Source organism: Actinacidiphila glaucinigra (assembly GCF_900188405.1).
Classification (GTDB): Bacteria; Actinomycetota; Actinomycetes; order Streptomycetales; family Streptomycetaceae; genus Actinacidiphila; species Actinacidiphila glaucinigra.
The window spans coordinates 311,613-335,390 of the sequence record NZ_FZOF01000001.1; the positions used below are offsets into that span (position 1 = coordinate 311,613).

At 74.1% G+C, this 23,778-nt stretch carries 20 protein-coding genes; 9 read left to right on the forward strand and 11 right to left on the reverse strand.

The genetic code is table 11. The features are described from left to right. Positions 1–153: 153 nt before the first annotated feature. Complete coding sequence (gmd, locus tag CHF15_RS01470; RefSeq protein WP_089221725.1) at positions 154–1,167, reverse strand: GDP-mannose 4,6-dehydratase; 1,014 nt, start codon at positions 1,165–1,167, stop codon at positions 154–156. Positions 1,168–1,262: 95 nt separating this feature from the next. Here gmd and CHF15_RS01475 point away from each other — a divergent pair, with 95 nt between their 5' ends. Continuing rightward, positions 1,263–2,213 carry a GDP-L-fucose synthase family protein gene (locus tag CHF15_RS01475; protein WP_089221726.1) on the forward strand — a complete coding sequence of 317 codons (951 nt, stop codon included), beginning with the start codon at positions 1,263–1,265 and terminating at the stop codon, positions 2,211–2,213. Positions 2,214–2,216: 3 nt separating this feature from the next. Here CHF15_RS01475 and CHF15_RS01480 read toward each other — a convergent pair whose 3' ends face one another. Beyond that, a complete protein-coding gene (locus CHF15_RS01480; protein ID WP_375819199.1) occupies positions 2,217–3,698 on the reverse strand; it encodes a sugar transferase in 1,482 nt (493 codons plus the stop codon). Positions 3,699–4,101: 403 nt separating this feature from the next. Between CHF15_RS01480 and CHF15_RS01485 the strand changes: the two genes are divergently transcribed. Next, a complete protein-coding gene (locus CHF15_RS01485; protein WP_089222163.1) occupies positions 4,102–5,832 on the forward strand; it encodes an ABC transporter transmembrane domain-containing protein in 1,731 nt (576 codons plus the stop codon). Continuing rightward, on the forward strand, positions 5,832–7,619 hold the full coding sequence (locus CHF15_RS01490) for an ABC transporter ATP-binding protein (protein WP_089221728.1): 1,788 nt from the start codon (positions 5,832–5,834) through the stop codon (positions 7,617–7,619). The genes CHF15_RS01485 and CHF15_RS01490 overlap by 1 nt, the downstream gene beginning before the upstream one ends. Here CHF15_RS01490 and CHF15_RS01495 read toward each other — a convergent pair. From CHF15_RS01495 to CHF15_RS44680, 3 genes are all read right to left on the reverse strand, one after another. Then, positions 7,616–8,545, reverse strand: a complete 930-nt coding sequence (locus CHF15_RS01495; protein WP_089221729.1) for a DUF6891 domain-containing protein — start codon at positions 8,543–8,545, stop codon at positions 7,616–7,618. The two genes, CHF15_RS01490 and CHF15_RS01495, sit on opposite strands and share 4 nt — an antisense overlap. A 57-nt stretch (positions 8,546–8,602) precedes the next feature. Next, positions 8,603–9,895: an MFS transporter gene (locus CHF15_RS01500; RefSeq protein WP_089221730.1), complete on the reverse strand. Its 1,293-nt coding sequence runs from the start codon at positions 9,893–9,895 to the stop codon at positions 8,603–8,605. A gap of 178 nt (positions 9,896–10,073) precedes the next feature. Continuing rightward, on the reverse strand, positions 10,074–10,223 hold the full coding sequence (locus tag CHF15_RS44680; RefSeq protein WP_179279610.1) for a hypothetical protein: 150 nt from the start codon (positions 10,221–10,223) through the stop codon (positions 10,074–10,076). A 500-nt stretch (positions 10,224–10,723) separates the two neighbouring features. Here CHF15_RS44680 and CHF15_RS01505 point away from each other — a divergent pair, with 500 nt between their 5' ends. Then, complete coding sequence (locus tag CHF15_RS01505) at positions 10,724–11,713, forward strand: small ribosomal subunit Rsm22 family protein (RefSeq protein ID WP_089221731.1); 990 nt, start codon at positions 10,724–10,726, stop codon at positions 11,711–11,713. A gap of 9 nt (positions 11,714–11,722) precedes the next feature. Here the strand turns inward: CHF15_RS01505 and CHF15_RS01510 are convergent, their stop codons facing one another. Then, positions 11,723–13,264, reverse strand: coding sequence for a phytoene desaturase family protein (locus CHF15_RS01510; RefSeq protein ID WP_245938618.1), 1,542 nt, complete (start codon positions 13,262–13,264; stop codon positions 11,723–11,725). A gap of 19 nt (positions 13,265–13,283) precedes the next feature. Beyond that, entirely contained in the window at positions 13,284–14,138 is an 855-nt protein-coding gene (gene ddaH / locus CHF15_RS01515) for a dimethylargininase (RefSeq protein ID WP_179279611.1), read from the reverse strand. A gap of 122 nt (positions 14,139–14,260) precedes the next feature. Between ddaH and CHF15_RS01520 the strand changes: the two genes are divergently transcribed. The 4 genes from CHF15_RS01520 to CHF15_RS01535 all read left to right on the forward strand — a co-directional run bounded on the left by CHF15_RS01520 (position 14,261) and on the right by CHF15_RS01535 (position 18,720). Next, a complete protein-coding gene (locus CHF15_RS01520; protein WP_089221733.1) occupies positions 14,261–15,166 on the forward strand; it encodes a LysR substrate-binding domain-containing protein in 906 nt (301 codons plus the stop codon). An 86-nt stretch (positions 15,167–15,252) separates the two neighbouring features. Continuing rightward, positions 15,253–15,816 carry a cysteine dioxygenase family protein gene (locus CHF15_RS01525; protein ID WP_089221734.1) on the forward strand — a complete coding sequence of 188 codons (564 nt, stop codon included), beginning with the start codon at positions 15,253–15,255 and terminating at the stop codon, positions 15,814–15,816. Beyond that, positions 15,813–16,934, forward strand: coding sequence for a YeiH family protein (locus CHF15_RS01530; protein WP_089221735.1), 1,122 nt, complete (start codon positions 15,813–15,815; stop codon positions 16,932–16,934). The genes CHF15_RS01525 and CHF15_RS01530 overlap by 4 nt, the downstream gene beginning before the upstream one ends. A gap of 403 nt (positions 16,935–17,337) precedes the next feature. Continuing rightward, a complete protein-coding gene (locus CHF15_RS01535) occupies positions 17,338–18,720 on the forward strand; it encodes a serine hydrolase domain-containing protein (protein ID WP_089221736.1) in 1,383 nt (460 codons plus the stop codon). A gap of 17 nt (positions 18,721–18,737) precedes the next feature. Here the strand turns inward: CHF15_RS01535 and CHF15_RS01540 are convergent, their stop codons facing one another. Beyond that, positions 18,738–19,409: a biliverdin-producing heme oxygenase gene (locus tag CHF15_RS01540; RefSeq protein ID WP_089221737.1), complete on the reverse strand. Its 672-nt coding sequence runs from the start codon at positions 19,407–19,409 to the stop codon at positions 18,738–18,740. 432 nt (positions 19,410–19,841) lie between these two features. On the opposite strand from CHF15_RS01540, the gene CHF15_RS01545 reads away from it, so the two are divergent. Continuing rightward, complete coding sequence (locus tag CHF15_RS01545; RefSeq protein WP_089221738.1) at positions 19,842–20,588, forward strand: bifunctional DNA primase/polymerase; 747 nt, start codon at positions 19,842–19,844, stop codon at positions 20,586–20,588. Positions 20,589–20,646: 58 nt separating this feature from the next. Here the strand turns inward: CHF15_RS01545 and CHF15_RS46675 are convergent, their stop codons facing one another. The 3 genes from CHF15_RS46675 to efeB are packed head-to-tail and all read right to left on the reverse strand — an operon-like array spanning position 20,647 to position 23,765. Continuing rightward, the gene (locus CHF15_RS46675) at positions 20,647–21,606 is read right to left on the reverse strand and encodes a hypothetical protein (protein WP_375819207.1); all 960 of its coding nucleotides are present in this window, start codon (positions 21,604–21,606) and stop codon (positions 20,647–20,649) included. Further along, entirely contained in the window at positions 21,524–22,495 is a 972-nt protein-coding gene (efeU, locus tag CHF15_RS01555; RefSeq protein ID WP_089221740.1) for an iron uptake transporter permease EfeU, read from the reverse strand. Before efeU ends, CHF15_RS46675 begins: the two co-directional genes overlap by 83 nt. A 16-nt stretch (positions 22,496–22,511) precedes the next feature. Further along, the gene (gene efeB, locus CHF15_RS01560; protein ID WP_089221741.1) at positions 22,512–23,765 is read right to left on the reverse strand and encodes an iron uptake transporter deferrochelatase/peroxidase subunit; all 1,254 of its coding nucleotides are present in this window, start codon (positions 23,763–23,765) and stop codon (positions 22,512–22,514) included. Positions 23,766–23,778: the final 13 nt, after the last annotated feature.

Sequence of the window (23,778 nt, forward strand, 5' to 3'; positions counted from 1 at the left end):
GCCTCACTCGTGCACAAGCGGCCCATTCGCCCGCCTGTGGACGGCAGCGTAGGGGGATGTGAAGCTCCTCACGTGAAAGTTTGACGAAATTGTGTTCACTCTTGGCTCGACCGGTCGTTGCCAGGGCTTAACTCGGCATCCCCCGGCGCGTGTTCAGCGGTCGATGCGCACGGTCACGCCGGCGAGCTGGTCCTCGACCTGCTTGCGGTCGGCGTCGACCATGATCCGGGCCAGCTCGTCGACCCGCACGGAGGGCTTCCAGCCGAGCAGTTCCTCCGCCTTGCTCGCGTCGCCGATCAGGGCGTCGACCTCGCTGGGGCGCTCGTACTTGGGGTCGTAGCGGACGTACTCCGCCCAGTCGAGGTCCACGTGCGCGAAGGCGGTCTCCACGAACTGCCGTACGGTGGCGGCCTCGCCGGTGGCGACCACGTAGTCGTCCGGCTGGTCGCGCTGGAGCATCCGCCACATCGCGTCGACGTACTCGGGGGCGTAGCCCCAGTCCCGGACGGCGTCGAGGTTGCCCAGGTAGAGCCGGTCCTGCAGACCGGCCTTGATGCGGGCGACGGCGCGGGTGATCTTGCGGGTCACGAAGGTCTCTCCGCGGCGCGGGGACTCGTGGTTGAAGAGGATGCCGTTGACCGCGAACATGTCGTACGCCTCGCGGTAGTTGACCGTCGCCCAGTAGCCGTAGACCTTGGCGCAGCCGTACGGGCTGCGGGGGTGGAAGGGCGTCTGCTCGTTCTGCGGCGGCGGGGTGGCGCCGAACATCTCGGAGGAGGAGGCCTGGTAGATCCGGGTCTCCACGCCGCTGGCCCGCACCGCCTCCAGCAGCCGCATCGAGCCGAGGCCGGTGACGTCCCCGGTGTAGAGCGGGGCGTCGAAGGACACGCGGACATGGGACTGGGCGCCCAGGTTGTAGACCTCGTCGGGCCGCAGGTCGCGCAGGAGGTTCACCAGGGCCACGCCGTCGGAGAGGTCGGCGTGGTGGAGCACGAAGGAGCGGTTGGCCTCCTGCGGCCCCTGGTATATGTGGTCGATCCGCTCGGTGTTGAAGCTGGACGACCGTCTGACGAGGCCGTGCACGGTGTACCCCTTGCCCAGCAGCAGCTCCGCCAGATAGGAGCCGTCCTGGCCGGTCACGCCGGTGATCAGGGCGCTCTTGCCCATGCGATCTCCCCCCTTGGGTCGGTTATGTTTCTTTTGCGTACTGATGTTTGGAATCACCCCCGGTGGGGTGAACCCTCCTGGCAGAATTCGCTTCCATGAGCGAAGCGAACGCACTCCTGCCCGACCGCGCCCGGATCTTCGTCGCGGGCCACCGCGGTCTGGTCGGATCGGCGGTGACCCGGCGGCTGACCGCCGACGGGCACGAGGTGATCACCCGCGGCCGCGGCGAACTCGATCTGCGCGACGCGGCGCGCACCGAGGCGTTCCTGAGGGAGCAGCGACCCGACGCGGTGGTGCTGGCGGCCGCCAAGGTCGGCGGCATCATGGCCAACAGCACCTACCCGGTGCAGTTCCTCGAGGACAATCTGCGCATCCAGCTGAGCGTGATCGCCGGGGCGCACGCGGCCGGGGTGGGCCGGCTGCTCTTCCTGGGCTCCTCGTGCATCTACCCCAAGCACGCGCCGCAGCCGATCAGCGAGGACGCCCTGCTGACCGGCCCGCTGGAGCCGACCAACGAGGCGTACGCGCTCGCCAAGATCGCCGGCATCGTCCAGGTGCAGTCCTACCGGCGGCAGTACGGCGCCTCGTTCGTCTCCGCGATGCCGACCAACCTGTACGGTCCCGGCGACAACTTCGACCTCGAGACCTCGCACGTGCTGCCCGCGCTCATCCGCCGCTTCCACGAGGCGCGGCGCGACGGCGCCCCCGAGGTGGTGCTCTGGGGCTCCGGCAGCCCGCGCCGCGAATTCCTGCACGTCGACGACCTCGCCGCCGCGTGCGCGGTGCTGCTGCGCGCGTACGACGGCGAGGAGCCGGTCAACATCGGCTGCGGCGACGACCTGACGATCCGTGAACTGGCCGAGACCGTACGGGAGGTCACCGGCTACGAGGGCGCCGTCGCCTGGGACACCTCCAAGCCCGACGGCACCCCGCGCAAGCTGCTGGACATCTCCCGTCTCTCCTCCCTCGGCTGGAAGCCGCAGATCCCGCTGCGGGACGGGATCGCCGCCACCTACCGCTGGTGGAGGGACGATTGCGCTGTCTGACATTCAGTACGCTCCGCGGCCGTCCACGACGGCCCGGAACGTGCGGGCCATCACGTCGACGTCGCTGGTGAAGGTCCAGTTGTCGACGTACCGGAGGTCCAGCTGAAGCGTTTCGTCCCAGGAGAGGTCCGAGCGCCCGCTGACCTGCCACAGGCCCGTCAGGCCGGGCTTCACCGACAGCCGGCGCAGCGCGATCTCGTCGTAGCGGGCGACCTCCTCCGGCAGCGGGGGGCGCGGGCCCACGAGCGACATCTCGCCCCGCAGCACATTGATCAGCTGCGGCAGTTCGTCCAGTGAGCAGCGGCGAAGGATCCGCCCGATCCGTGTCACGCGCGGGTCGCGGCGCATCTTGAACATCAGGCCGTCGCTCTCGTTGGCGGAAGCCAGTTCGGGCTTGCGGTCGTCCGCGTCCGTCACCATCGTGCGGAACTTCCACATGGTGAAGGGCACGCAGTCCACCCCGTGGCGGATCTGCTGGTAGAACACCGGCCCCTTGGAGCCGAGCCGGATGGCCGCCGCGATGAGGCCGAACAGCGGGGAGAGCAGCAGCAGTCCGACGCCGGCGCCGGCGCGGTCCAGTACCTCCTTCAGGCCCACCTGGACCCCGCGCCGCAGTGGCGGGCTGATGTGCAGCAGGGTGAGCCCGGCGGCGGAGGTGAGTTCGACCCTGCGCACCGCGACGTCGGTGAGGCCCGGGAGCACGGCCAGCGGGATGCCCGCGTCGTGCACGGCCCACGAGAGCTGCCGCAGGCGTTCACCGGCCATCCGCGGTCCGGGTGCGACCAGCACCAGGTCGGCGCCGAGTTCCCGCGCCGCGGTCAGCACCGCGCCGGAGTCGGCGCTCGGCCGCGCCGGTGCCAGCGACTCCAGCCGGGCGGCCACGGGGGCGCCGCACTCCAGATTGGCCAGCCCGACGGGGATGGCGCCGACCACGACGTACTCGTGGTCGGTGCGCGCGGCCAGCTGGTCGACGACGTAGTCGGCCGCGCTCGGCTCGCCGATCACCAGGATGCGGCGCACCGCGTGCGCCTCACGCCGGGAGGCCAGCAGGTGACGGTAGGTCAGTTTGCGGCAGGCTGTGGTCAGCAGCAGACCCGGGGTGAGGGCGAGGAGGGCCACGGACGGTTCGGACTGTTCGCCGAGCAGCGCGCGGACGACCGCGAGCACGCCGAGCAGGACCATCCAGTCGTAGACCACGGACAGTCCGCTGCGCGACTCGCCGAGTGCGCGCTGGGTGTACCGGCGCCGGGCGGTCTGGACGATCAGCCAGGCCGCCGCGGCGGTCACGGCGCACAGCACCGGGTGCGGCTGGAACGTTGCGTCGAAGACGGCCCCGACCGGGAGCGCGATCCCCATCGCGTCCGTGACGAGCGCCGCCGGCAGATACCAGCGCGCCTTGTCGCTCAGCCCGCGCGGGGTGGCCGTGCGGCCGCGCGCGGGAGACGTATCTATCGGGCCTGAATTGGGTATACCGACACGCCGCATGGACCCCCCTGGCACAACGCGACAAAAGTGGCACACCCGCTACTTCCCCAAGCAGCCGTGCGCCGTAGTAACCCGGAACGCTATGCCAAACAGTTGTGCGTTCGCTGCGGTTTACGAAATTTCGGAGGCCAGTTGTCCTGAAGTTCACATTCGGCTTGATCTGTCCGCTGGAGGGTCCTGTGATGCGGTACGTCGCCGTCTGGGGATCGTTCCTGATCGTAAGGGGTTGAGGGCGCCCTGTCCGCGCTCCTGACACGCTCCGGCGGGCGGTTCGCGCGCCCCCCGCCCGAGGGCGGTGCCCGCCGCCCTTTCGTATACGGGCGCGCGCTGTCGGAACCGCTCGTTCCGGGACGGGTGGGGGGAGGGTGACAGAGCGGACGGACCGGGTCAGTATGGTGTGGCCATGCCAGGCAGTCACACTGCTCCCACCGCCAGGGACATCGGCAGTCCGGTCCGGTTCCTGTGGTGGCTGGTCGTCAGCCAGCGCCGCCGCGTGGCCCTCGGCGCGCTGCTGGGCAGCACATGGATGGCGAGCCTGGCCCTGTCGCCCTACCTGCTCTCACGCGCCGTCGACGACGGCCTGCGCGCCGACGACCGCGGCGCCCTCGCCGGGTGGTCCGCGGCGCTCCTCGCCGGCGGCGCGGTCACGGCGTGGCTCGGCATCGCCCGGCACCGGACCATGACCAAGGTCCGGATGGACGCCTCCTTCCGCACCGTCCGGGTCACCGTGGCGCACGCGACGCGCCTCGGCGCCACCCTGCCGCGCCGGGTCACCGCGGGCGAGGTCGTCGCCATCGGCATGAGCGACGTGCAGGCCATCGCCCAGTCGCTCACCGTGACCGGACCCGGGCTCGGCGCCGTCGTCGCGTACGTGGCGGTCGCGGTGCTCCTGCTGTCCATATCCCCGCTGCTCGCCGCCGTGGTGCTGGCCGGAGTGCCGCTGCTGGCCGGCACCGTCGGGCCGCTGCTGCGCCGGCTGCAGGGCGTCGGCGCCGGCTACCGCGAGCAACAGGGCGCGCTGACCGCTCGGTTGGTCGACGTGGTGACCGGACTGCGGGTACTGGGCGGCCTCGGCGGCAAGGAGGCGTACGCCGTGCGCTACGGCGCCGACTCCGCGGCGCTGCGCGAACAGGGCTACCGGGTCGGCGCCGTGACCAGCTGGGTCGGCGCCCTCGGCAACGGGCTTCCCGCGCTCTTCCTCGCGGTCGTGACCTGGCTGGCGGCGCGGATGGCCGCGGAGGGCACGATCAGCGTCGGCGACCTCGTCGCCGTCTACGGCTACGTCGCCGTGCTGGTCGTCCCGGTGGCGTCCTTCATCGAGGGCGGCGCCGACCTGGCCCGGGCCACCGTCGCCGCCCGGCGGGTCACCCGCTTCCTCGCCCTGCGGCCCGAGCACGCCGACGACCCCGAACGGGCCCCCGCCCCCGCCCCCGCCCCCGTCCCCGGCGCACCCGCCGTCCTGCGCGACCCCGGCTCCGGCGTCGAGGTCCGCCCCGGACTGCTGACCGCGCTCGCCGCCACCCGCCCCGAGGACGCCGTCGCCGTCGTCGACCGGCTCGGCCGCTTCGCCCCCTCCGACGCGACCTGGGGCGACGTCCGGCTGGACGCCCTCCCCGTCGGGCCGCTCCGCGACCGGGTCCTCGTCGCGGACAACGAGGCCGACCTCTTCGCCGGCACCGTCCGCGAGGTCGTCGCCGGACGCCACGAGCCCGCCGACGACGCGATCCGCGCGGCCGTACGTGCCGCCGCGGCGGGCGACGTCGTCGACGCCCTGCCCGACGGCCTCGGTTCCGCCGTCGCCGCGCAGGGCCGCGACCTCTCCGGCGGCCAGCGCCAGCGCCTGCGGCTCGCCCGCGCCCTGCACGCCGCCCCGGACACCCTGCTCGCCGTCGAACCCACCTCCGCCGTCGACGCCCACACCGAGGTCGCGATGGCCGCCGGGCTCCGCGCCGCACGGCGGGGCCGCACGACCCTGGTCACCACGACGTCCCCGCTCGTGCTCGAACAGGCCGACGTCGTCGTGTTCCTCGTCGACGGCAAGGCGGCCGCCACCGGCGCGCATCACGACCTGCTGCGCGACGAGGCCGGCTACCGGGCGCTGGTGGCGCGGGGCGCGGGCGAGGTGGCGGGGTGATGGCGGACGTACTGCCGGTCGCCGACCGTGCGCGGGTCCGCCGTGCGGCCCTGGGCGAACTCCGCGCCGACCGCCGCGCTTTCATCGGCGTGCTCGTCCTCAACGCGCTGGCCGCGGCCGCCGGCCTCGCCGGGCCGCGGCTGCTCGGCGCGATCGTCGACACCGTCAAGGACGCGCCCGGCCGGGCCGCCCTCGCCTCCGTGGACCGGCTGGCGCTCGCCATCGCCGCCTGCACGGTGCTGCAGATCCTGCTGTCCCGGCAGGCGCTCAGGGCGGGCGCCCGCTTCGGCGAGCGCACCGCGGCCCGGATCCGCGAACGCTTCCTCGACCGCACCCTCGCGCTGCCCGCCGCCACCGTCGAGCGGGTCCCCACCGGCGACCTGGCCGCACGCGGCACCACCGACGTCACCGCCGTCGCGGTCACGCTGCGCGACGCGGTGCCCGAGGTCCTCGTCTCCTGCGTGCAGGTGCTGTTCGTCGTCGGCGCCGTCGTCCTGCTCGACCCGCTGCTCGGGCTGTGCGGGTCGGCCGGCATGGCGGTGATGGGGGTCGCCCTGCGCTGGTACCTGCGCCGGGCCCGCGCCGCCTACCTCGCCGAGGGCGGGGCCAACTCGGCGCTCGCCGAGGAACTGTCGGCCACGGCGGCAGGGGCCCGCACCGTCGAGGCGCTCGGTCTGCAGGCACGCCGCGTCGCGAAGGCCGAGACGGCCATCGAGGAGGCCCGCCGCACCCGGCTGCGCACGCTCCGGCTGCGCACGGTGCTCTTCCCGGCCGTGGACGTCTCCTACACGCTGCCGGTCGTGTGCGTGCTGCTGGCCGGCGGCGCCCTGCACCAGCGGGGCGCCGTGTCCCTCGGCACCGTGATCGCCTCGGCGATCTACCTGCGGCAGCTGGCCGGGCCGCTGGACAACCTGCTGCTGTGGGTCGAGCACCTGCAGGGCAGCGCCGCGTCGTACGCACGCGTCGAGGGCCTGGCGATGGTCCCCGCGGCCGGGCCGCCCACCACGGCCGTGCCCGCCGGCGGCCGCATCGAGGTCACGGACGTCCGGTACGCGTACGGCCACGGCGGCGACGTGCTGCACGGCGTCGACCTGGACGTACGGCCCGGGGAACGGCTCGCCGTGGTCGGCCCGTCCGGGGCCGGCAAGTCCACCCTGGGGCGGCTGCTCGCGGGCGTCGACCGCCCCCGCAGCGGGGCGGTCACCGTCGGCGGCGTGCCGGTCGCCGACCTCGCCCCGGACGAACTGCGCCGCCAGGTCGTCCTGGTCACCCAGGAGCACCACGTCTTCCACGGCACGCTCCGCGACAACCTCCTCATCGCCGCGCCGGCCGCCGCCGACACCGAGCTGCGCGCGGCGCTCGCCGCCGTCGACGCGGCCTGGGCCGACGACCTGCCCGACGGTCTCGACACCGCACTCGGCGCCGGCGCCCACTCCCTCGGCGGCGCCCAGGCGCAGCAACTCGCCCTGGCCCGGGTCGTCCTGGCCGATCCCCACACCCTGGTCCTGGACGAGGCCACCGCCCTGCTCGACCCGACGACGGCGCGCAGCACCGAGCGCGCCCTCGCCGGCGTGCTGCGCGGCCGCACGGTCATCGCCATCGCCCACCGGCTGCAGACCGCCCACGACGCGGACCGCGTGGCCGTGATGGACCGCGGGGTGGTCACCGAACTCGGCACCCACCACGACCTGGTGGCCGCCGGCGGCGCCTACGCCGCGCTGTGGCGCTCCTGGCACGGTACGGCGGACGCCCCGCGGACCTCGGCCCAGGGCGCCCGCCCGGTCTAGCCGACCAGCCGCTTGCGCCAGTCCATAGGGGTCACCGTGATGACGTCGTCCGGGTCCCCGTCCCACTCCGACGGCAGCCCGGCCGCCGCGAGCGCGGCGACGACCTCCCGGCCGATCGCCGTGGTCGTCCCGGACGAGCCGTCGAAGCCCCCGTAGAAGAGGGGCAGTCCGCGTCCGGCGGCCGCCGAGTCCGTGCACCCGGAGTGGAAGTAGACGAATCCCCGGGCGTCCGGCGCGCCCACCGCGCGGATCCCGGAGTCACGGGGCGATCCGGTGGCGGCGAAGTCCTCCCGCGCCGTGATGCCCGCCCGCTCCAGCGCCGCGAACGCGCCGGTGAGCCGCTCCGGGTCGGTCTCGCCCTCCCAGCGGGCCTGCTCCGCCAGGCGCTCCAGCCACATCCGGTCGACGAGTTCCCACGCCTGCTCGGGGGAGACCCTTCGCCGCCACCCGGAGACGGGGAACCGCTCGGCGGCCTCCACCAGTTGAGCCCGGGTGGCGTACCCGCCGACCAGCAGTTCGCGGACCCGCCCCTCCAGGCGCGCCCGCTCGTGGTCGTCGAGCTTCAGCGGGCGGACCCGTTTGGGGGCCCGGAGTTTCAAGCGCTCCCAGGCGAGCCCGTCACCCCACCCCTCCTCGCCGCGGGCCCAGCCGGCCATCGCGGCCACGACGTCCGCCACGGGATCCGGGGTGTCCACGAACACCACGTGGTGACGGTCGTGCCCGCCGTCGCGGTGCTCCAGCTGGTAGTAGTCGTCCCCGGCCATGTGCCACACCTGCAGGAAGTGGTTCGGCAGGTCCGGTATCCGCTGGACGACCAGGAACAGATCACCGCCGGCCCCGATCCCGCCCACCAGTTCCGCCAGTTCGCCCACGGAGACCCGGACGTGCCGCCGCCCGTCCTCCCTGCACACGGTGATGGGAAGCATGCGCCCCACCCTGGCACGGACCGCCGCCCCGGGGCCATGCCCGCGGAGCGAGGACACTCACGCCGAGGCGGGTTTTCCCGTGGGCTCGTTCTCCTCCCGTGCCCCCGCCCGCCCGGCGCCGCCGGCCGCTGACGGCAGTGCACGCCAGGGCAGGAGCAGAGCGCTGGCCACGCACAGCACCCCCGCGACGAGGATCGCCACACGGACACCCCCCACGGCGGCGACGGCTCCGCCGACCAGCATGGACAGGGGCTGGGCCGTCTTGGAGCCCACCGACCACGCGGTGACCACCCGGGTCATGACGCCGTCGTCCGTCGCGGCCATGCGGTACGTGGTGAAGGACGGGTTGAAGACCCCGGCGGCCAGCAGTAGGAAGGTGTCGGCGGTGATCATGACGACGGGCCCGAGAGCGCCGGCCGGCGCCCAGGCGAGCAGCAGGAGCCAGGGTGTGCGCAGCACCCCGAACAGGAGCAGCACCCGGTGCGGGCCGAGCCGGCGGGTGAGCGGGGCGGTGAGCCGGGCACCCAGGGCGCCGCCGAGGCAGGGCAGCCCGAGCGCCAGACCGTACTGCCAGGGGGTGAAGTGCAGTTCGCGGAGCATCAGGACGGTCAGCAGCGGACTGCCCATCATGATGGCTCCGCCGAAGAGCATGGCGTTCCAGAAGAGCGGCCGCAGGCCCCGGTGCCCCAGGACGTAGGCCCAGCCGGCCAGGAGGTCCCGGCCGCGGCCGGGCGACCCGGCCCGCGCCGGGGGTTCCGGCTCGGGCCGGCGGATCAGGCGGACACCCAGCGCGGACAGCAGGAAGGAGAACGCGTCCACGGCCAGCGTGACCGTCGCCCCGAAGGCGGTCACCAGCAGCCCGCCGAGCGGCGGGCCCGCGCTCAGACTGAGCCAGTTCGTGGTCTCGAACCGGGAGGCCGCCCGGAGGCGGTCGCCCGGCGGGACGAGGCCCTTGAGGTGCGCGGTGCTCGCCGCGCCGAACATCATGGCCGCGGCCGCCTGGACGATGCCCACCAGGCACAGTTGGGCGAAGGTGAGCACGCCGAGCGCCGCCGCCACCGGGACGCTGAGCAGCGCGAGGCAGCGGAGCAGATCGGCGGCGATCATCACGGGGCGCTTGCGGCGGTGCTCCACGCGGCCGCCCAGGGGGAGGGTGATGGCGGCGGCCGCGAGCGCGGACAGCGCCGCGAGGAGGGAGACCTGGAAGGTCGTGACCTCCAGCGCCAGGACGGCGACCAGCGGCAGGGCCCCGGCGCCGATCGCGCTCCCCGCCGCACTCACCGTGTAGGCGCCCCACAACCGGCCGAAGTCACGGCGCACGTCATCCGATTGATCATCCGACGAGGTCATGGCGGCTGAGCCTAGGGCCTGGCTTCCGGAGTGCCCGGGCGCCGGGCGCCGGATGCCACACCTTGTCGTGCGGCTGTCCCACCGTCTCGCGCCCTCCGGGCGCACAGCGGCGGGCTGCGGAGGGGGAGGGGTGCGCGCGGGCCTTCGCCGCGGTCTGCGGGTGGGTGCGGGGCGGGGTTCAGGCGCCGGAGCGGGGTGCGTTGACGGTGGCTGGGGTCTCGTCGCCGTCCGCGGGTAGAGACAACCGCTTCCACGCCCACTCGTGGTGGTGGGCGCGCCCGCCGTAACCGGCGGCCGCGGTTGCTTCGAGGTGCTGTCGAGGGGACATCGGGCTCCCTTTCGCCGATATAGGTGGCGAAACAGAGCCCGATCTTGGAGCGGAGGAAGATCGGGCCCGCTTTCGCCGACATGTTCGGCGGAGCAGAGCCCGATCTCGGAAAGGCCCGCGGGGGAAGCACCCGCAGACGCGGGTCGCGGCGGGCGCGCCACCCACCAAGGGTGGGCGTGGCAACCGGCCATCCATACCCGCGGACGGCGACGAGACCCCGGCCGCCGTAAAGCCCGCCCGCTCCGGCGCCTGAACCCCCGCCGACCACCGACCCGCACACCGCCGAGAAGGCCCGCGCGCACCCTCCCCGTCCGCAGCCCGCATCTGTGCGCCCGCAGGGCGCGAGACGGCGGGACAGCCGAACGCGGCTCGAAGCCCCGTCCCGCCTGCCCGAACGGTCGCCAAGCCCGGGCTCGGCCCGTCAGCCGCGGCCGTGGAGGCGCAGGCGGTGCCGCCGAGCGGCCCGGTCCGCGTCCCGGCGAGCCTTACCCTTGACCTTTGTGTACTCTCTGCAATCCGCCCTCGCCGGACTCCTCGACGGGCTCCCGCCGGGCCGCGCCACCCAGGCCGTCGACCGGCTGATCGCCACCTACCGCGGGCGTACGCCCAGCAGCACCCCGATCCTGCGCGACCGCTCCGACGTCGCCGCCTACGCGGCGTACCGCATGCCGGCCACGCACGCCGCGGTCGGCGCGGCGCTCGCTGAGTTCCGGGCCCGGGCGGGGGAGTGGGCGCCGGCGAGCCATCTGGACGTGGGCGGCGGGACCGGCGCCGCGACCTGGGCGGTCGCCGACGCCTGGGAGGACGGGACGCACACCAGCACCGTGCTCGACTGGTCGGACGCGGCGCTCTCGCTCGGCCGCGAACTGGCCGCGGACTCCGAGTACGCGGCGGTGCGGGACGCGCGCTGGCAGAAGACACCGCTGGGCAGCGGCGCCCGGCTGCCCGAGGCGGACCTGGTCACGCTGTCGTACGTCATCGGCGAGCTCACGGGCCCCGACCGCGACGCGGTCGTCGCCGAGGCCGCCAGGGCGGCGCGCGGCGCCGTGCTCGTCGTCGAGCCGGGCACGCCCGACGGCTACGCGCGGGTCCTCGCGGCGCGCGAGAGGCTCGTCGCGGACGGCTTCCACGTCCTCGCCCCCTGCCCGCACGACGGCACCTGCCCGGTGCAGGCCCCGGACTGGTGCCACTTCGCGGCGCGGGTCGCCCGGACCTCGCTGCACCGGCAGGTCAAGGGGGGCTCGCTGCCGTACGAGGACGAGAAGTTCAGCTACGTCGCCGCCGCCCGCTTCCCCGCGGCACGGGCCGGCGCACCGGACCGGGTCGTCCGGCACCCGCAGATCCGCAAGGGGCAGGTCCTCATCGACCTGTGCACGGTCGAGGACGGCCTGCGCCGCGACACCGTGACCAAGCGGCAGGGGCCGCTGTACCGCGCGGCCCGCGACGTCGCGTGGGGCGACGCCTGGCCGCCCGAGGCCGAGCAGGAGTAGCGCCCGGCGTCAGGCGCCCAGCACCGCCATGGCCGCGTTGTGGCCCGGGACGCCGCTGACCCCGCCGCCGCGCACCGCGCCCGCCCCGCACAGCAGCACGTTCGCGTGCCCGGTCCCCACGCCCCAGGCGCCGCCGCCCGACTCCGCGTACGGGAACGCCAGGTCCCGGTGGAAGATGTGCCCGCCGGGCAGGCCGACCTCCCGCTCCAGGTCGAGCGGGGACTTCGCCTCGATGCACGGCCGCCCGTCCGCGTCCACCGCCAGGCAGTCCGCCAGCGGCTCCGCGAGCACCGCGTCCAGCTGCGCCAGGGTTGCCTTGAGCAGGGACTCCTTCGCCTGCGCGGGGTCGTCCGCGAAGAGCCGCGCCGGGGCGTGCAGGCCGAAGAGGGTGAGGGTGTGCACGCCCTGGGCGGCCAGCTCGGGGGAGAGGATCGAGGGGTCGGTCAGCGAGTGGCAGTAGATCTCGGAAGGCGGCGCCGTGGGCACCGTGCCCTCGGCCGCCTCGCGGTAGGCCCGGTCCAGCTGGGTGTACGACTCGGCGATGTGGAAGGTGCCGGCGAAGGCGTCGCGCGGGTCCACCGCGGTGTCGCGCAGCCGCGGCAGCCGCCGCAGCAGCATGTTCACCTTGAGCTGGGCGCCCTCCGGTTTCCGCGGGGCGGGTTCGCTCAGCAGCCCGGCCAGCGCGTACGGGGAGGCGTTGACCAGCACGTGGCCCGCGCCCACCAGGCCGCCCTCGAAGGACACCTCGGCCCGGGTGCCGTCGGTCTCGACGGCCGTGACCTCGGTGCCGGTCACGATCTCCGCCCCGGCCGACCGCGCCGCGTCCGCCAGGGCGTCGGTGAGGGCGCCCATGCCGCCGACGGGCACGTCCCAGTCACCCGTGCCGCCGCCGATGACGTGGTAGAGGAAGCAGCGGTTCTGCAGCAGGGAGGGGTCGTGGGCGTGGCTGAAGGTGCCGATCAGGGCGTCGGTCAGCACCACGCCGCGCACCACGTCGTCCTCGAAGACGGACTCGACGGTCTCGCCCAGCGGCCGTTCGAACAGCGCCGACCAGGCCTCCGGATCGGCCACCGTCCGCTCCAGCTCGGCCCGGGAGGGCAGCGGCCCGGTCAGCGTCGGGAAGACGCGCTCGGCGACCCGCTGCGTCATGCCGTAGAAGCGCTGCCAGGCCTCGAAGTCGCGGTCGGAGCCGGTCAGCCGGACGAAGCTCTCGCGGGTCGCGGACGGCGACTCGGCGTCGACGAGGAGCCCGCCGTCGCCGTGCGGGGTGTACGAGGAGATGCGCCGCCGCCGCACGGCGAACCGCAGCCCCAGGTCGTCGACGATCTTCCGGGGCAGCAGGCTCACCAGGTACGAGTACCGGGACAGCCGTGCGTCCAGACCGGTGAACGCCCGCGTGGAGACGGCGGCGCCGCCGGTGCCCGGCAGCCGCTCCAGCAGCAGCACGGAGCGGCCCGCGCGGGCCAGGTACGCGGCGGCGACCAGGCCGTTGTGGCCGCCGCCGACGATCACGACGTCGTACGAGGTGCGGAGGGGCAGCTGCTGCGACATGCGCCCCTTCGTATCACGCTCAGTCGCGCAGCTCCATGGTGCAGCACTTCACGCTGCCGCCGGCCTTGTGCAGTTCGGACATGTCCACCGGCACCGGCTCGTAGCCGCGCTCGCGCAGCCGCCGCAGCAGCCCGGTGGCCCCGGAGGGGACCAGGACGTTCAGGCCGTCGCTGACGCAGTTGAGCCCGAAGGCCGCGGCGTCCTGACGGGTGGCGGTCAGCGCGTCGGGGAAGAGCCGGCGCAGCACCGCGCGGCTGCCGGGGGAGAAGGCGTCCGGGTAGTACATGATCTCGTCCCCGGAGAGCACGCACAGCGCGGTGTCGAGGTGGTAGAAGTGCGGGTCCGTGAGCTCCAGGCCGATGACGGGGCGGCCGAAGAACTCCTGGAGCTCGGAGTGTGACAGCGGGCTGCTGCGGAAGCCCTTCCCGGCCAGCAGCCAGCTCTCGGTGACGGCGAAGTCCCCCTCGCCCTCGTTGACGTGGTGCGGGTCGTGCACCTCGCCGTAGCCGCGGTTCAGGAACCACTCGCGGTGCGCGGGAGCCTCCGCGGCCCGCTCGGGGTTGGCGAAGCGGGCGCCGAAGACCCGGCCGTCGACCACCGTGGCGCCGTTGGCGGCGAAGACCATGTCCGGCAGGCCGGGGAGCGGCTGCAGGATCTCGACGGTGTGCCCCAGCGAGCGGTAGCGGTCGCGCAGGTCCTCCCACTGCAGCAGGGCGAGCGCGGGGTCGACCGGTTTCGTGGGGTCCATCCAGGGATTGATGGAGTACGTGACGCGGAAGTACGTGGGAGGACACATCAGATACCGGCGGTACGAGGCGGTTCGCGCTGCGCTCAATGAAGGCTCCTCGCGGTGTGGTTGAGGCCGTAGTGACATGGTGGACCCACAGCGGACACCGCGCACCGGATTGCGGACGCAAACACCCCCCGGCGCAGTGGTCCCAGAAGCACCAGGAGGCCCTGTGCCGGGTCACCCCAAGTTCCTCTTATGATTCATGCGTGTTCGATTCCAGGCACATCAAGACGTTCCACACCGTGGTGACGGCCGGCTCCTACTCGGCCGCGGCCGTGGCGCTGGGCTACACGCAGCCCGCCGTCACCCAGCAGATGAAGGCGCTGGAGCGCTCGGTGGGCACCGCGCTCTTCGTCCGCGTCGGGCGGCGCATGCGGCTGACCGAGGCGGGCGAGGCGCTGGCCCGGCACGCCGAGACCATCCTGGACAGCATGTCCGTGGCCTGGGAGCAGATAGGCGCGGTGACCCGGCTGGAGACCGGCCGGGTGAGGCTGTGCGCCTTCCCCAGCGCCAACGCCACCCTGATCCCCGAGGCGCTCGCCCTGCTCGCGGCCGAGCACCCCGGCATACGGGTCGAGCTGCTGGGGGACGAACCTCCCGACTCGCTGGAGCGGGTCACCCGCGGCGAGTGCGACATCACCCTCGCCTTCACCTACCCGGGGCTGCACGAGGCCGTGCCGGACGACCTGGTCGAGATCCCGCTGCTGGAGGACCAGCTCATGGTCCTGATGCCGGCCGGGCACCGGCTGGCGAGGTCCCGTTCGGTCCGGCTCGGCGACCTGGCCGGCGAACGCTGGATCGCCGGCTGCATGCGCTGCCGGGTCAATTTCCTCCACGAGTGCGCCGAGCTGGGCTTCGCCCCCGACATCGCCTTCGCCACCGACGACAACCTCGTGGTGCAGTCGCTGGTCGCCGAGGGGCTGGGGGTCGCGATGATGCCCGGGCTGGTGCTGTCCTTCATGCGGCTGGACCGGGTCACGGGCCGGCCGCTGGACCCCGTCTCCCGCCGCCGGGTCGCGGCGTACGTGCCGCGCGACCACCTGCGGATCCCGGCCGCGGCCCTGGTGCTCGACGCGCTCCGGACGGTCGCCGAGCGGCGCAGCGGCTGCTGACCCGGACCCCATCCATAAGGAGGGGCACAGCGGGGTGAAGGAACTGTCAGTGGACGCGCGGGCCCGCGCGCACGGACGCTGCGGGCATGACCTCCGCGACCGTTCCGGTGCTCTCCGCGCCCACCGCCAGGCTGGCCCGCCTCGTCGACGAGGTGCGGGAGGCGGTCGGCCGCGGCCTGGCGCCCGGCCCCACGGCCCACCTGGTGGGCGAACGGCTCGCGCCGCACCTCGGCGCCCCCGACCTGCTGGCCGGGCGGCACACCGAGGGCGACCCGGACCGCTACCGCCAGCACGTCCTGCACGCCGAGGAGGACGGCAGCTTCTCCGTCGTCGCCCTGGTCTGGCTGCCGGGGCAGCGGACGTCCATCCACGACCACGTCTCGTGGTGCGTCACGGGCGTGCACCAGGGCCGGGAGCACGAGCGCCGCTACCGGCTGGTCCCCGACGGGGCCGGCTCCCGGCTCGTCCCCACCCAGGACGTCGTCAACGCCCAGGGCGAGGTCTGCGGATTCGCGCCGCCCGGTGACATCCACGAGGTGTGGAACGGCGGCCCCGGCAAGGCGATATCGCTGCACATCTACGGGGCCGACATCTCCCGCCTGGGGTCCAGCGTGCGGCGTGTCTACCGGCTGCCGGTCGGCGAACGGTGAACCTCCGCACCCCTACGCGGACCCCCGCGACCGCCCCCCGCGGGGCGACGCCGGACGCCCGCCCCGCCGCGCCCCCCGCCGGAGCCGGTGCGGGCCGCCGCCAGGCCGCGGCGGCCGTCCTGCCCGGCCTGCTGGTGGCCGCCGCCGGTGCCGCCCTGGCGACCGCGCTGCACCTGCTGCTGCCCGTCGTGCCGGTGCCCACCGGCGCCGTCGTCCTCGGCATCGCCGCCGCCAACCTGCCGGGCCTGCGCACGGTCCTGCGCGGCGGGGCCCGGCCCGGGCTGACCTTCGCCGGGAAACGGCTGATGCGGGTCGGCATCGTCGTCCTGGGACTGCAGCTCGGCCTGGACGACGTGCTCGGCCTCGGCTGGGCCACGGCCGGCATGGTGGTCTGCGTCGTGGCCGCCACCTTCTGGGGCACCGTCTGGCTCGGCCGCCGCATGGGACTGCGCGGCGACCAGCCCCTGCTCATCGCCACCGGCTACTCCATCTGCGGTGCCTCCGCCATCGGCGCGGTGAGCCAGGTCACCGGCAGCGACGAGGAGGACGTGGCCGCGTCCGTCGCCCTGGTCACGCTCTGCGGCACCCTCGCCATCGGCGTGCTGCCGCTGCTGCACCACCCGCTCGGTCTGGACGACGTCCAGTTCGGCCGCTGGGCCGGGGCCGGCGTGCACGACGTCGGGCAGGTCGTCGCCACGGCGCAGACCGCGGGCCCCGCGGCGCTCGGCGAGGCGGTGCTCGTCAAGCTGATGCGCGTCGCGCTCCTGGCGCCCCTGGTCGCGGCGGTCGCCTACTCGGTGCGCCGGCGGCGCGCGATCTCGGGAGCCGCGGGGCCGGACGCCGCGGCCTCCGCCCGGCGTACCCCGCTGCTGCCGCTGTTCGTCGTCGGCTTCCTCGTCATGATCGCGGTGCGCAGCACCGGAGTCCTGCCGGCCGGCGTGCTCGACGGCGCGCAGCAGCTGCAGCAACTGCTGCTGGCCATGGCCATGGTGGGGCTCGGGAGCATGGTGCACCTGCCCGCCCTGGCGCGGACCGGGCCGCGCGTGGCCGCCGTCGGCCTCATCTCCTGGACCCTCATCGCCACCGTCTCCTACGCCGGCGTGCTCCTCACCGGCTGACGCCCGCGACCGGGCCGCGGCGAGGTCCGCCTCCTGCGCCGGGGCGGCGGAGGGCTCGGGGCCGACGCCCGCCCCTCCCCGACCGCGGCCGGTATCGCCAGGCCCGCGCCCACGCGATGTCGTCACATGCCTTGCCCAGCCTTCGGCCCGGGGGAGTTGTCGGATCGTCCGAGGGCCCCCTGCGAGGACGATTCTCGGCCTTGCGATGCACCGCACGGGGGGGCACCTCCCAGCGAAGCCGGGGGAGTCGTCGGGCCCGCCGTTCGGGCGGTGGGGACACTTCCCAGCGGTGGCCGGCGGAGTTCGTTCGACGACACGGCCCGGGCCGAGGGCGACCGCGGGTACGGGATGGCAGGTGCCGTGCGCCCCGCACCCCGTCCGGGGCGACCTCTAGGGTGAGCGCATGCCGACACCGCAGACCGAGCCCGACGACGACCTGCTCCCCGACACCCGCCGGGCCCTGCTGCACCGCGTCGCGGTCGCCCAGTCCCGCAGCCGCACCCCCTCCCTCGTGGCGGCCGTCGTCCGCGACGGCCGGGCCGTGTGGACCGGGGCGCGCTCCTGCGTGGACGGGCACGCACCGGACGGGGACACCCAGTACCGGATCGGCTCCATCACCAAGACCTTCGTGGCCGTCCTGGTGATGCGACTGCGCGACGCGGGGCGCCTCGGGCTGGACGACGCCGTCGAGAAGCACATCGGCGGCACCCCCGCCGACGGGGTCACCGTGCGCCAACTCCTCACGCACACCGCGGGACTGGCCGCCGAGACTCCCGGCCCCTGGTGGGAGCGCACGCCCGGGGCGCTGCGCCCCGAGACGGCCGACCTCCTCGGCGAGAGGCCGAGGCTGCACCCCGCCGGCGAACGCCACCACTACTCCAACCCCGGGTTCGCCCTGCTCGGCGCCGTCGTCGAGGCCCTCCACGACGGCGCGCCCTGGGACGAGGTGCTGACCTCCGAGGTCCTCGAACCGCTGGGGATGACCCGTACGACGCGCCGCCCGCGCGCCCCGCACGCCGGCGGCTGGGCCGTCCACCCGTACGCCGAGCTGATGATGGCCGAGGCCGTGCAGGACACCGGGCTGATGTCCCCCGCGGGCGAACTGTGGGCGACCGCCGACGACCTGTGCCGCTGGGCCGCCTTCCTCGCCGCGGGCGACGAGCGCGTGCTGGCGCCCGCGACGCTGGAGGAGATGCGCCGGCCGGCCGCGCCGGGCGGCGACCAGGGCCTCGGCGTACAGCTGCTGAAGGGCCCGGGCGACCGGGTGCTGGTCGGCCACGGAGGCTCCATGCCCGGTTTCGTGGCCGGGCTGTGGTGCGACGTCGACGAGGGCCTCGGCGCGGTCGTCCTCGCCAACTCCACCACCGGCGCCCCGACCACCTCGATCGCCGCCGACCTGCTGGGCCTCGTCGCCGAACGCGAGCCCCGCATCCCCGAGCCCTGGCGGCCCGTCTCCGACCCCGACCCGGAACTGCTCGCCCTCACCGGCCACTGGTACTGGGGCACCGCCCCGTACGTGCTGCGCGTGCGCACCGGCCGCGACCTGGAGCTGACGGCCCTGTCCGGCACCGCCCGCGGCGCCCGCTTCCGCGCCCGGCCGGACGGCGGCTGGACCGGCCTGGACGGCTACTACGACGGCGAGACCCTCCGTGCCGTCCGTACGGACGACGGCGCCGTCAGCCACCTCGACCTCGGCTCCTTCGTCCTCACCCGCACCCCCTACGACCCCGCGGCCCCCGTCCCGGGCGGAGTCGACCCCTCCGGCTGGACCGTCCCCCTCGGCTGACGCGCGGCACCGATCCGTCAGGCCGTCAGGGGGAACTCGCGGCCGAGCGCGGCGAAGACGGCCGAGTTGTGGGCGAAGGCCCGCCGGCACTCGTCCACGACGCGCTGCTTCTCGAGCTCGTCGACCGGCAGGGCGTCCAGCAGGCTCCGGTACTCGCGCTTGAACGCCGCGGGGTTGCCGATCGCGTCGAAGACGTAGAAGCGCACGCCGTCGCCCTTGCGGGCGAAGCCCCAGGTCCGCTCCGCGATGCCGCGGATGACCTGGCCGCCCGAGAGATCGCCGAGGTAGCGGGTGTAGTGGTGGGCGACGTAGCCCGCCGGCCACGCGCGGGCGGTCTCGGCGATGCGCCCGGTGTAGCCGAGGGTCTCGGGCAGCGGGGCGGCGCGGTCGCGCCAGCCGGGGGCGAGCAGGTGGTCCAGGTCGCGTTCCAGGGCGGCGACGCGCAGCAGTTCGGGACGGAGGAAGGGGCCGGCCACGGGGTCGCCGGCGAGTTCCGCGGCGGCGTCCTCCAGCGCCCGGTAGACGAACCAGAGCTGCTCGGTGTAACGCGCGTACGCGGCGACCCCCAGGCGGCCGCCGAGCAGGTCGCCGATGAACGTCGAGGTCTCCGCCTCGGTGTGCCGGTCGTGGCTGGCGGAACGGATGACGGCCGAGAACGGTGCGGTCGCGGAGCGGTGGGCTGGCGTCAAGGGAGCCTCCTGCGTCGGGCCTGCAGGATCGTCGCGACTCGGGGACCCCGAGCCGACGGGTTGCCGACAACCTGTCGGAAACCAGGCTAGCGCGGATCCGCCTTCCGGGGTGGTCGGCGCGTCGCGCCGCGGGTGACGGTGGTCACCAGGCCGCGGCCCTCGCCGGTCGCCGCCCCGGGTGCCGCGAGCAGTGGCGACGAGAAAAACATTCCCCGATATCCGCAAAGTCCCTCATCGGAGGCTCGATGCTCTTTGCCCCGATATGGAAGGCCGCGTCAACCGTCAACGGGTTCCTCCGCCAGGGGGACCCCGCGTACGAGCGGAATGCGCACGGGGAGCAGGATGGTTTCAACCATCCGTGGATTCCGCTTACGGCCTTTCCCTCGTTACGTAGGGTGGAGCAAGGGTTCACGGGGCGAGGAAAGGGGCTCGATGGTCACCAAGGGCAGGCTGTCCGACTGGCTGCGCCGCAAGACGGGGGAGCGCGGTGCCGGAGTGGACGGGGCCGCGGTCCGTGCGGCCGCCGGTGGCCGGAACGGGGACGACCTGCGCCGGGACGAGCTCCTGCTGGAGGCCGCGGACGCGGGCCTGCCCCTCGCGCCGGCCGCCCATCCCTCGCCCGTCTCCGGCTACCGATGTTCCTGCGACCGGATCGGCTGTCCCACCCCGGGCACGCACCCCGTCTCCTTCGCCTGGCAGACCCAGGCCACCACCGACCCGGAACAGCTCAGGCGCTGGCTGCGCACGCACCCGCTGGCCAACTTCATCACCGCCACCGGCATCGCCCACGACGTCCTGGACGTACCCGCCGAGGCGGGCCGGATCGCCCTGGAGCGGCTGGCCGCTGAGGGCTCCGAGGGCGGGCCCGTCGCGGTCTCCGACGGGCGGATGCTGTTCTTCACCGCCACCCGCGCCACGGCCGACGAGGACGAGTGGTGGCCGTGCGAGCTGGACTGCCATCCCGAGACCCTCGACGAGCACCCTGGCCTGCGCTGGCACTGCCGCGCCAGCTACGTGCTGCTCCCGCCCTCGCGCCTGCCCTCCGGCGCCGTCGTCGCATGGCTCCCCGGTCACGGCCCGGACCGGGCGCTGCCCGATCCGCTGCCGCTGCTCGGGGTGCTGACCGACGCCTGCGCCCAGGTCGAGCCCGAGCCGGAGACGGTGGGCTGGCTGCACTGACCCGCGCTGGCTGCACTGACCCGCGCCGCACCGGCTCGGGCCGGGCGGCCCCCGCGGGTCACTCCCCGCGCGCGGCGACCAGGCCCACGGTGCGGGTGAGGAAGACGACCTGACCGCCGCCGTCCTTCTTCGCCGGGACGAGCACGGTCTGCCGGGCGATCCGGCCCAGCGTGACCGACTTCTTCGGGGTGCCGGTCATCAGCGCCCTGGTGTACGTGTCGACCTGCGGTGTGACGCCCGGCCGCAGCATGGTGATCTTCGCCGTGTGGTGCGTGGCGAAGAAGACCAGCGCTCCGCCGTCCTTGGTGCGCAGCCCGAGCGGCGCGAAGTCCCCCTCCGTGGCGGGCTGGTCGGCGTACTGGGTGGCCGACTGGGCGGTACGGGCGGTCTTCGCCCGGCTGCTGACCAGCTCCGAGGTGGACGACCCCGGGGCGAACACGGACGCGTCCTTCGCGTCGCCCTCGGCCAGGTATCCGGTGTAGGCGCCGCCCAGCTCGCCGGGGTCCACCACCAGCCCGGAGCCCTCGGCCGCCACCGGCTGCACGTACCCCTGCGCGTCACGGGTGAACTCCGGGACGGCGGAGGCCCGGACGGAGGCGACGTACGACACCCGCCACGCCTCGCGGGCACCGCCCCGCTCGAAGACCATCAGCCAGCGGTTCGTGCCGGAGCCCGATTCGCCCAGTTCCGGCGCGACGTCGGCCACGAACCACTTGGGCCAGCCCACCTGGCGGGGTATCAGAAAGCGCGGGTCGCCGAGGCCCAGCGCCTTGAAGTCGGGGTTGCCGCCGGGGGCGACGGTGTTCCGGGCGCGCAGACCGGCCCCGTCGACGGCGCCGAGGGGGCCGGACTCGACGGTGGCGATCAGCTTCGCGTCGAGGTTCTTGTTCGCCTCGTTGTTGACCTCGGTGAAGCGGTCCAGCGCCTTGGCGGCCTCAGCCTTCGTCACCGACGGGATGAGCGCCCGTTCCCCGTGCACCGTCACGCACCCGGTCAGTGGCGCCGCCGTCAGCGTCAACAGCGCGAGCGCCGGCAGGAATCGCGGCCTGCGGGTCATCGGACGTGGGCTCCTTCGGGGCTGCGGCGGACGGCTTCACGGCCGGCGCGGCAACCCTACCGGGGCGGAGGAAGAGGAACATCGTGGGCGCGAGATACAGCGCCCAGACCGTGACCTGCAGCCAGGTCGGGTCGGGCTGGAAGTTGAACACGCCCTTCAGCAGCGTCCCGTACCAGGAGTCGGCCGGGACCACGTCGCTGATGTCGAAGGCCTGTGGCTTCAGCCCCGGCAGCCAGGCGGCCTCCTGCAGGTCGTGGAAGCCGTACGCGAGCACGCCCGCCGCGACCACGACCAGCATCGCGCCGGTCCAGGTGAAGAACTTGGCGAGGTTGATGCGCAGCGCGCCCCGGTAGAACAGCCAGCCCAGCACCGCCGAGGTCAGCAGCCCCAGCACCGCGCCGACCAGCGGGCGCACGCCGTCGTCGGTGGCCTGCACCGCGGTCCAGATGAACAGCGAGGTCTCCAGCCCCTCACGGCCCACGGCGAGGAAGGAGGTGACGACCAGCGCGCCGGTGCCCATGGCGATCGCGGCGTCCAGCTTTCCGTGGAGCTCGGCCTTCAGGTGCCGCGCGGTGCGCCGCATCCAGAAGACCATCCACGTCACCAGGCCGACCGCGACGATCGACAGCGAACCGCCCAGCGCCTCCTGCGCCGTGAAGGTGAGCTCGGAGGAGCCGAACTGCAGGGCGGCGCCGAAGGCCATGCTCACCAGGACCGCGGAGCCGACGCCCAGCCAGACCGGCGGCAGCTTGTCCCTGCGACCGGTCTTCACCAGGTACGCGACCAGGATGCAGACGACCAGGCTGGCCTCCAGGCCCTCCCGGAGCCCGATCAGGTAATTGGCGAACACCGCCGGTCACTTCCTCTCAGTGGTTCTGGAAGAGCTCGCGGCCCCACCAGTCGTCCTCGTCGCGGACGCCCGGCGGTACGGCGTAGACGGCCGAACCCACGTGCTGGATGTACTCGTTGAGCGAGTCGAGCTTCGCCAGCCGCATCTGCAGCGGCACGAAGCCGTCCCGGACGTCGCGCTGGTACGCGATGAAGAACAGCCCGGCGTCCAGGCGGCCCAGGCCGTCGGTGCCGTCCGTGAAGGAGTAGCCGCGGCGCAGGATCGTCACACCGCTGTTGTCCGGGTGCGCCAGCCGGACGTGCGCGTCCGGGAGCATCGCCTTGAAGTCCGGGGCGTCGTGCTCGCGCTGCCTGCCGATCGGGGCGCCCTCGCCCTTCGTCCGGCCGAAGATCTCCTCCTGCTCCCGCAGGGGGGTGCGGTCCCAGGTCTCGATGTGCATCCGGATGCGGCGGGCGACCAGGTACGAGCCGCCGGCCATCCAGGAGGGGCCGTCCTTCGCGGACACCCACACGTGCTTGTCCTGCGCGGCCCGGTCGGAACCCGCGACGTTGTGCGTGCCGTCCTTGAAGCCCATCAGGTTGCGCGGGGTCTGCTCCTCGGGCGTGGTCGAGGAGGTCTTGCCGAAGCCGAGCTGCGACCAGCGCATCGCGACCTTGCCGAAGCCGATCCGGGCCAGGTTGCGGATGGCGTGCACCGCCACCTGCGGGTCGTCCGCGCAGGCCTGGATGCACAGGTCGCCGCCGCTGCGGTTCGGGTCGAGGGCGTCGCCGGGGAACTTGGGCAGGTCCACCAGCGCCTCGGGCCGGTGCGCCTTCAGGCCGAAGCGGTCCCCGCCGTCCTTCGTGGTGAACAGCGAGGGGCCGAAGCCGATGGTGAGGGTGAGCCGCGAGGACGGCAGGCCCAGCGCCTCGCCGGTGTCGTCCGGCGGGGCCTCGGCGAGGCCGCCGACCGCGCCCTCGCCGACCGGCCGGCCCTGCGTCATCTTCCGGGCGGCGTCGGTCCATTCCTTCAGGAGCGCGACGAGCTCCTCGCGGTCCTCGGTCTTGACGTCGAAGGACGCGAAGTGGAGCCGGTCCTGGACCGGGGTCGTGATGCCGGCCTGGTTCGCCCCGTGGAAGGCGACGGCGGCGCCCGCGGCGCCCGCGGGCTGCACGTCGTCCCCGGAGCGGACAGCGGCCACGGCGCCGCCGGCGGCGGTGGCCGCGACGACGACGCCCGCACCGGTCCAGCCGAGCACCTTGCGACGCGACGTGACGGTCTCCTCGGACATGGTCCGATGCCCC

Excerpts from the sequence above, each read along its gene's own strand:
- gmd (WP_089221725.1), bottom strand. The coding sequence starts at position 1,167 with ATGGGCAAGAGCGCCCTGATCACCGGCGTGACCGGCCAGGACGGCTCC.
- CHF15_RS01475 (WP_089221726.1), top strand. The coding sequence starts at position 1,263 with ATGAGCGAAGCGAACGCACTCCTGCCCGACCGCGCCCGGATCTTCGTC.
- CHF15_RS01480 (WP_375819199.1), bottom strand. The coding sequence starts at position 3,698 with ATGCGGCGTGTCGGTATACCCAATTCAGGCCCGATAGATACGTCTCCC.
- CHF15_RS01485 (WP_089222163.1), top strand. The coding sequence starts at position 4,102 with ATGCCAGGCAGTCACACTGCTCCCACCGCCAGGGACATCGGCAGTCCG.
- CHF15_RS01490 (WP_089221728.1), top strand. The coding sequence starts at position 5,832 with ATGGCGGACGTACTGCCGGTCGCCGACCGTGCGCGGGTCCGCCGTGCG.
- CHF15_RS01495 (WP_089221729.1), bottom strand. The coding sequence starts at position 8,545 with ATGCTTCCCATCACCGTGTGCAGGGAGGACGGGCGGCGGCACGTCCGG.
- CHF15_RS01500 (WP_089221730.1), bottom strand. The coding sequence starts at position 9,895 with ATGACCTCGTCGGATGATCAATCGGATGACGTGCGCCGTGACTTCGGC.
- CHF15_RS44680 (WP_179279610.1), bottom strand. The coding sequence starts at position 10,223 with ATGTCCCCTCGACAGCACCTCGAAGCAACCGCGGCCGCCGGTTACGGC.
- CHF15_RS01510 (WP_245938618.1), bottom strand. The coding sequence starts at position 13,264 with ATGTCGCAGCAGCTGCCCCTCCGCACCTCGTACGACGTCGTGATCGTC.
- ddaH (WP_179279611.1), bottom strand. The coding sequence starts at position 14,138 with ATGTCACTACGGCCTCAACCACACCGCGAGGAGCCTTCATTGAGCGCA.
- CHF15_RS01525 (WP_089221734.1), top strand. The coding sequence starts at position 15,253 with ATGACCTCCGCGACCGTTCCGGTGCTCTCCGCGCCCACCGCCAGGCTG.
- CHF15_RS01535 (WP_089221736.1), top strand. The coding sequence starts at position 17,338 with ATGCCGACACCGCAGACCGAGCCCGACGACGACCTGCTCCCCGACACC.
- CHF15_RS01545 (WP_089221738.1), top strand. The coding sequence starts at position 19,842 with ATGGTCACCAAGGGCAGGCTGTCCGACTGGCTGCGCCGCAAGACGGGG.
- efeB (WP_089221741.1), bottom strand. The coding sequence starts at position 23,765 with ATGTCCGAGGAGACCGTCACGTCGCGTCGCAAGGTGCTCGGCTGGACC.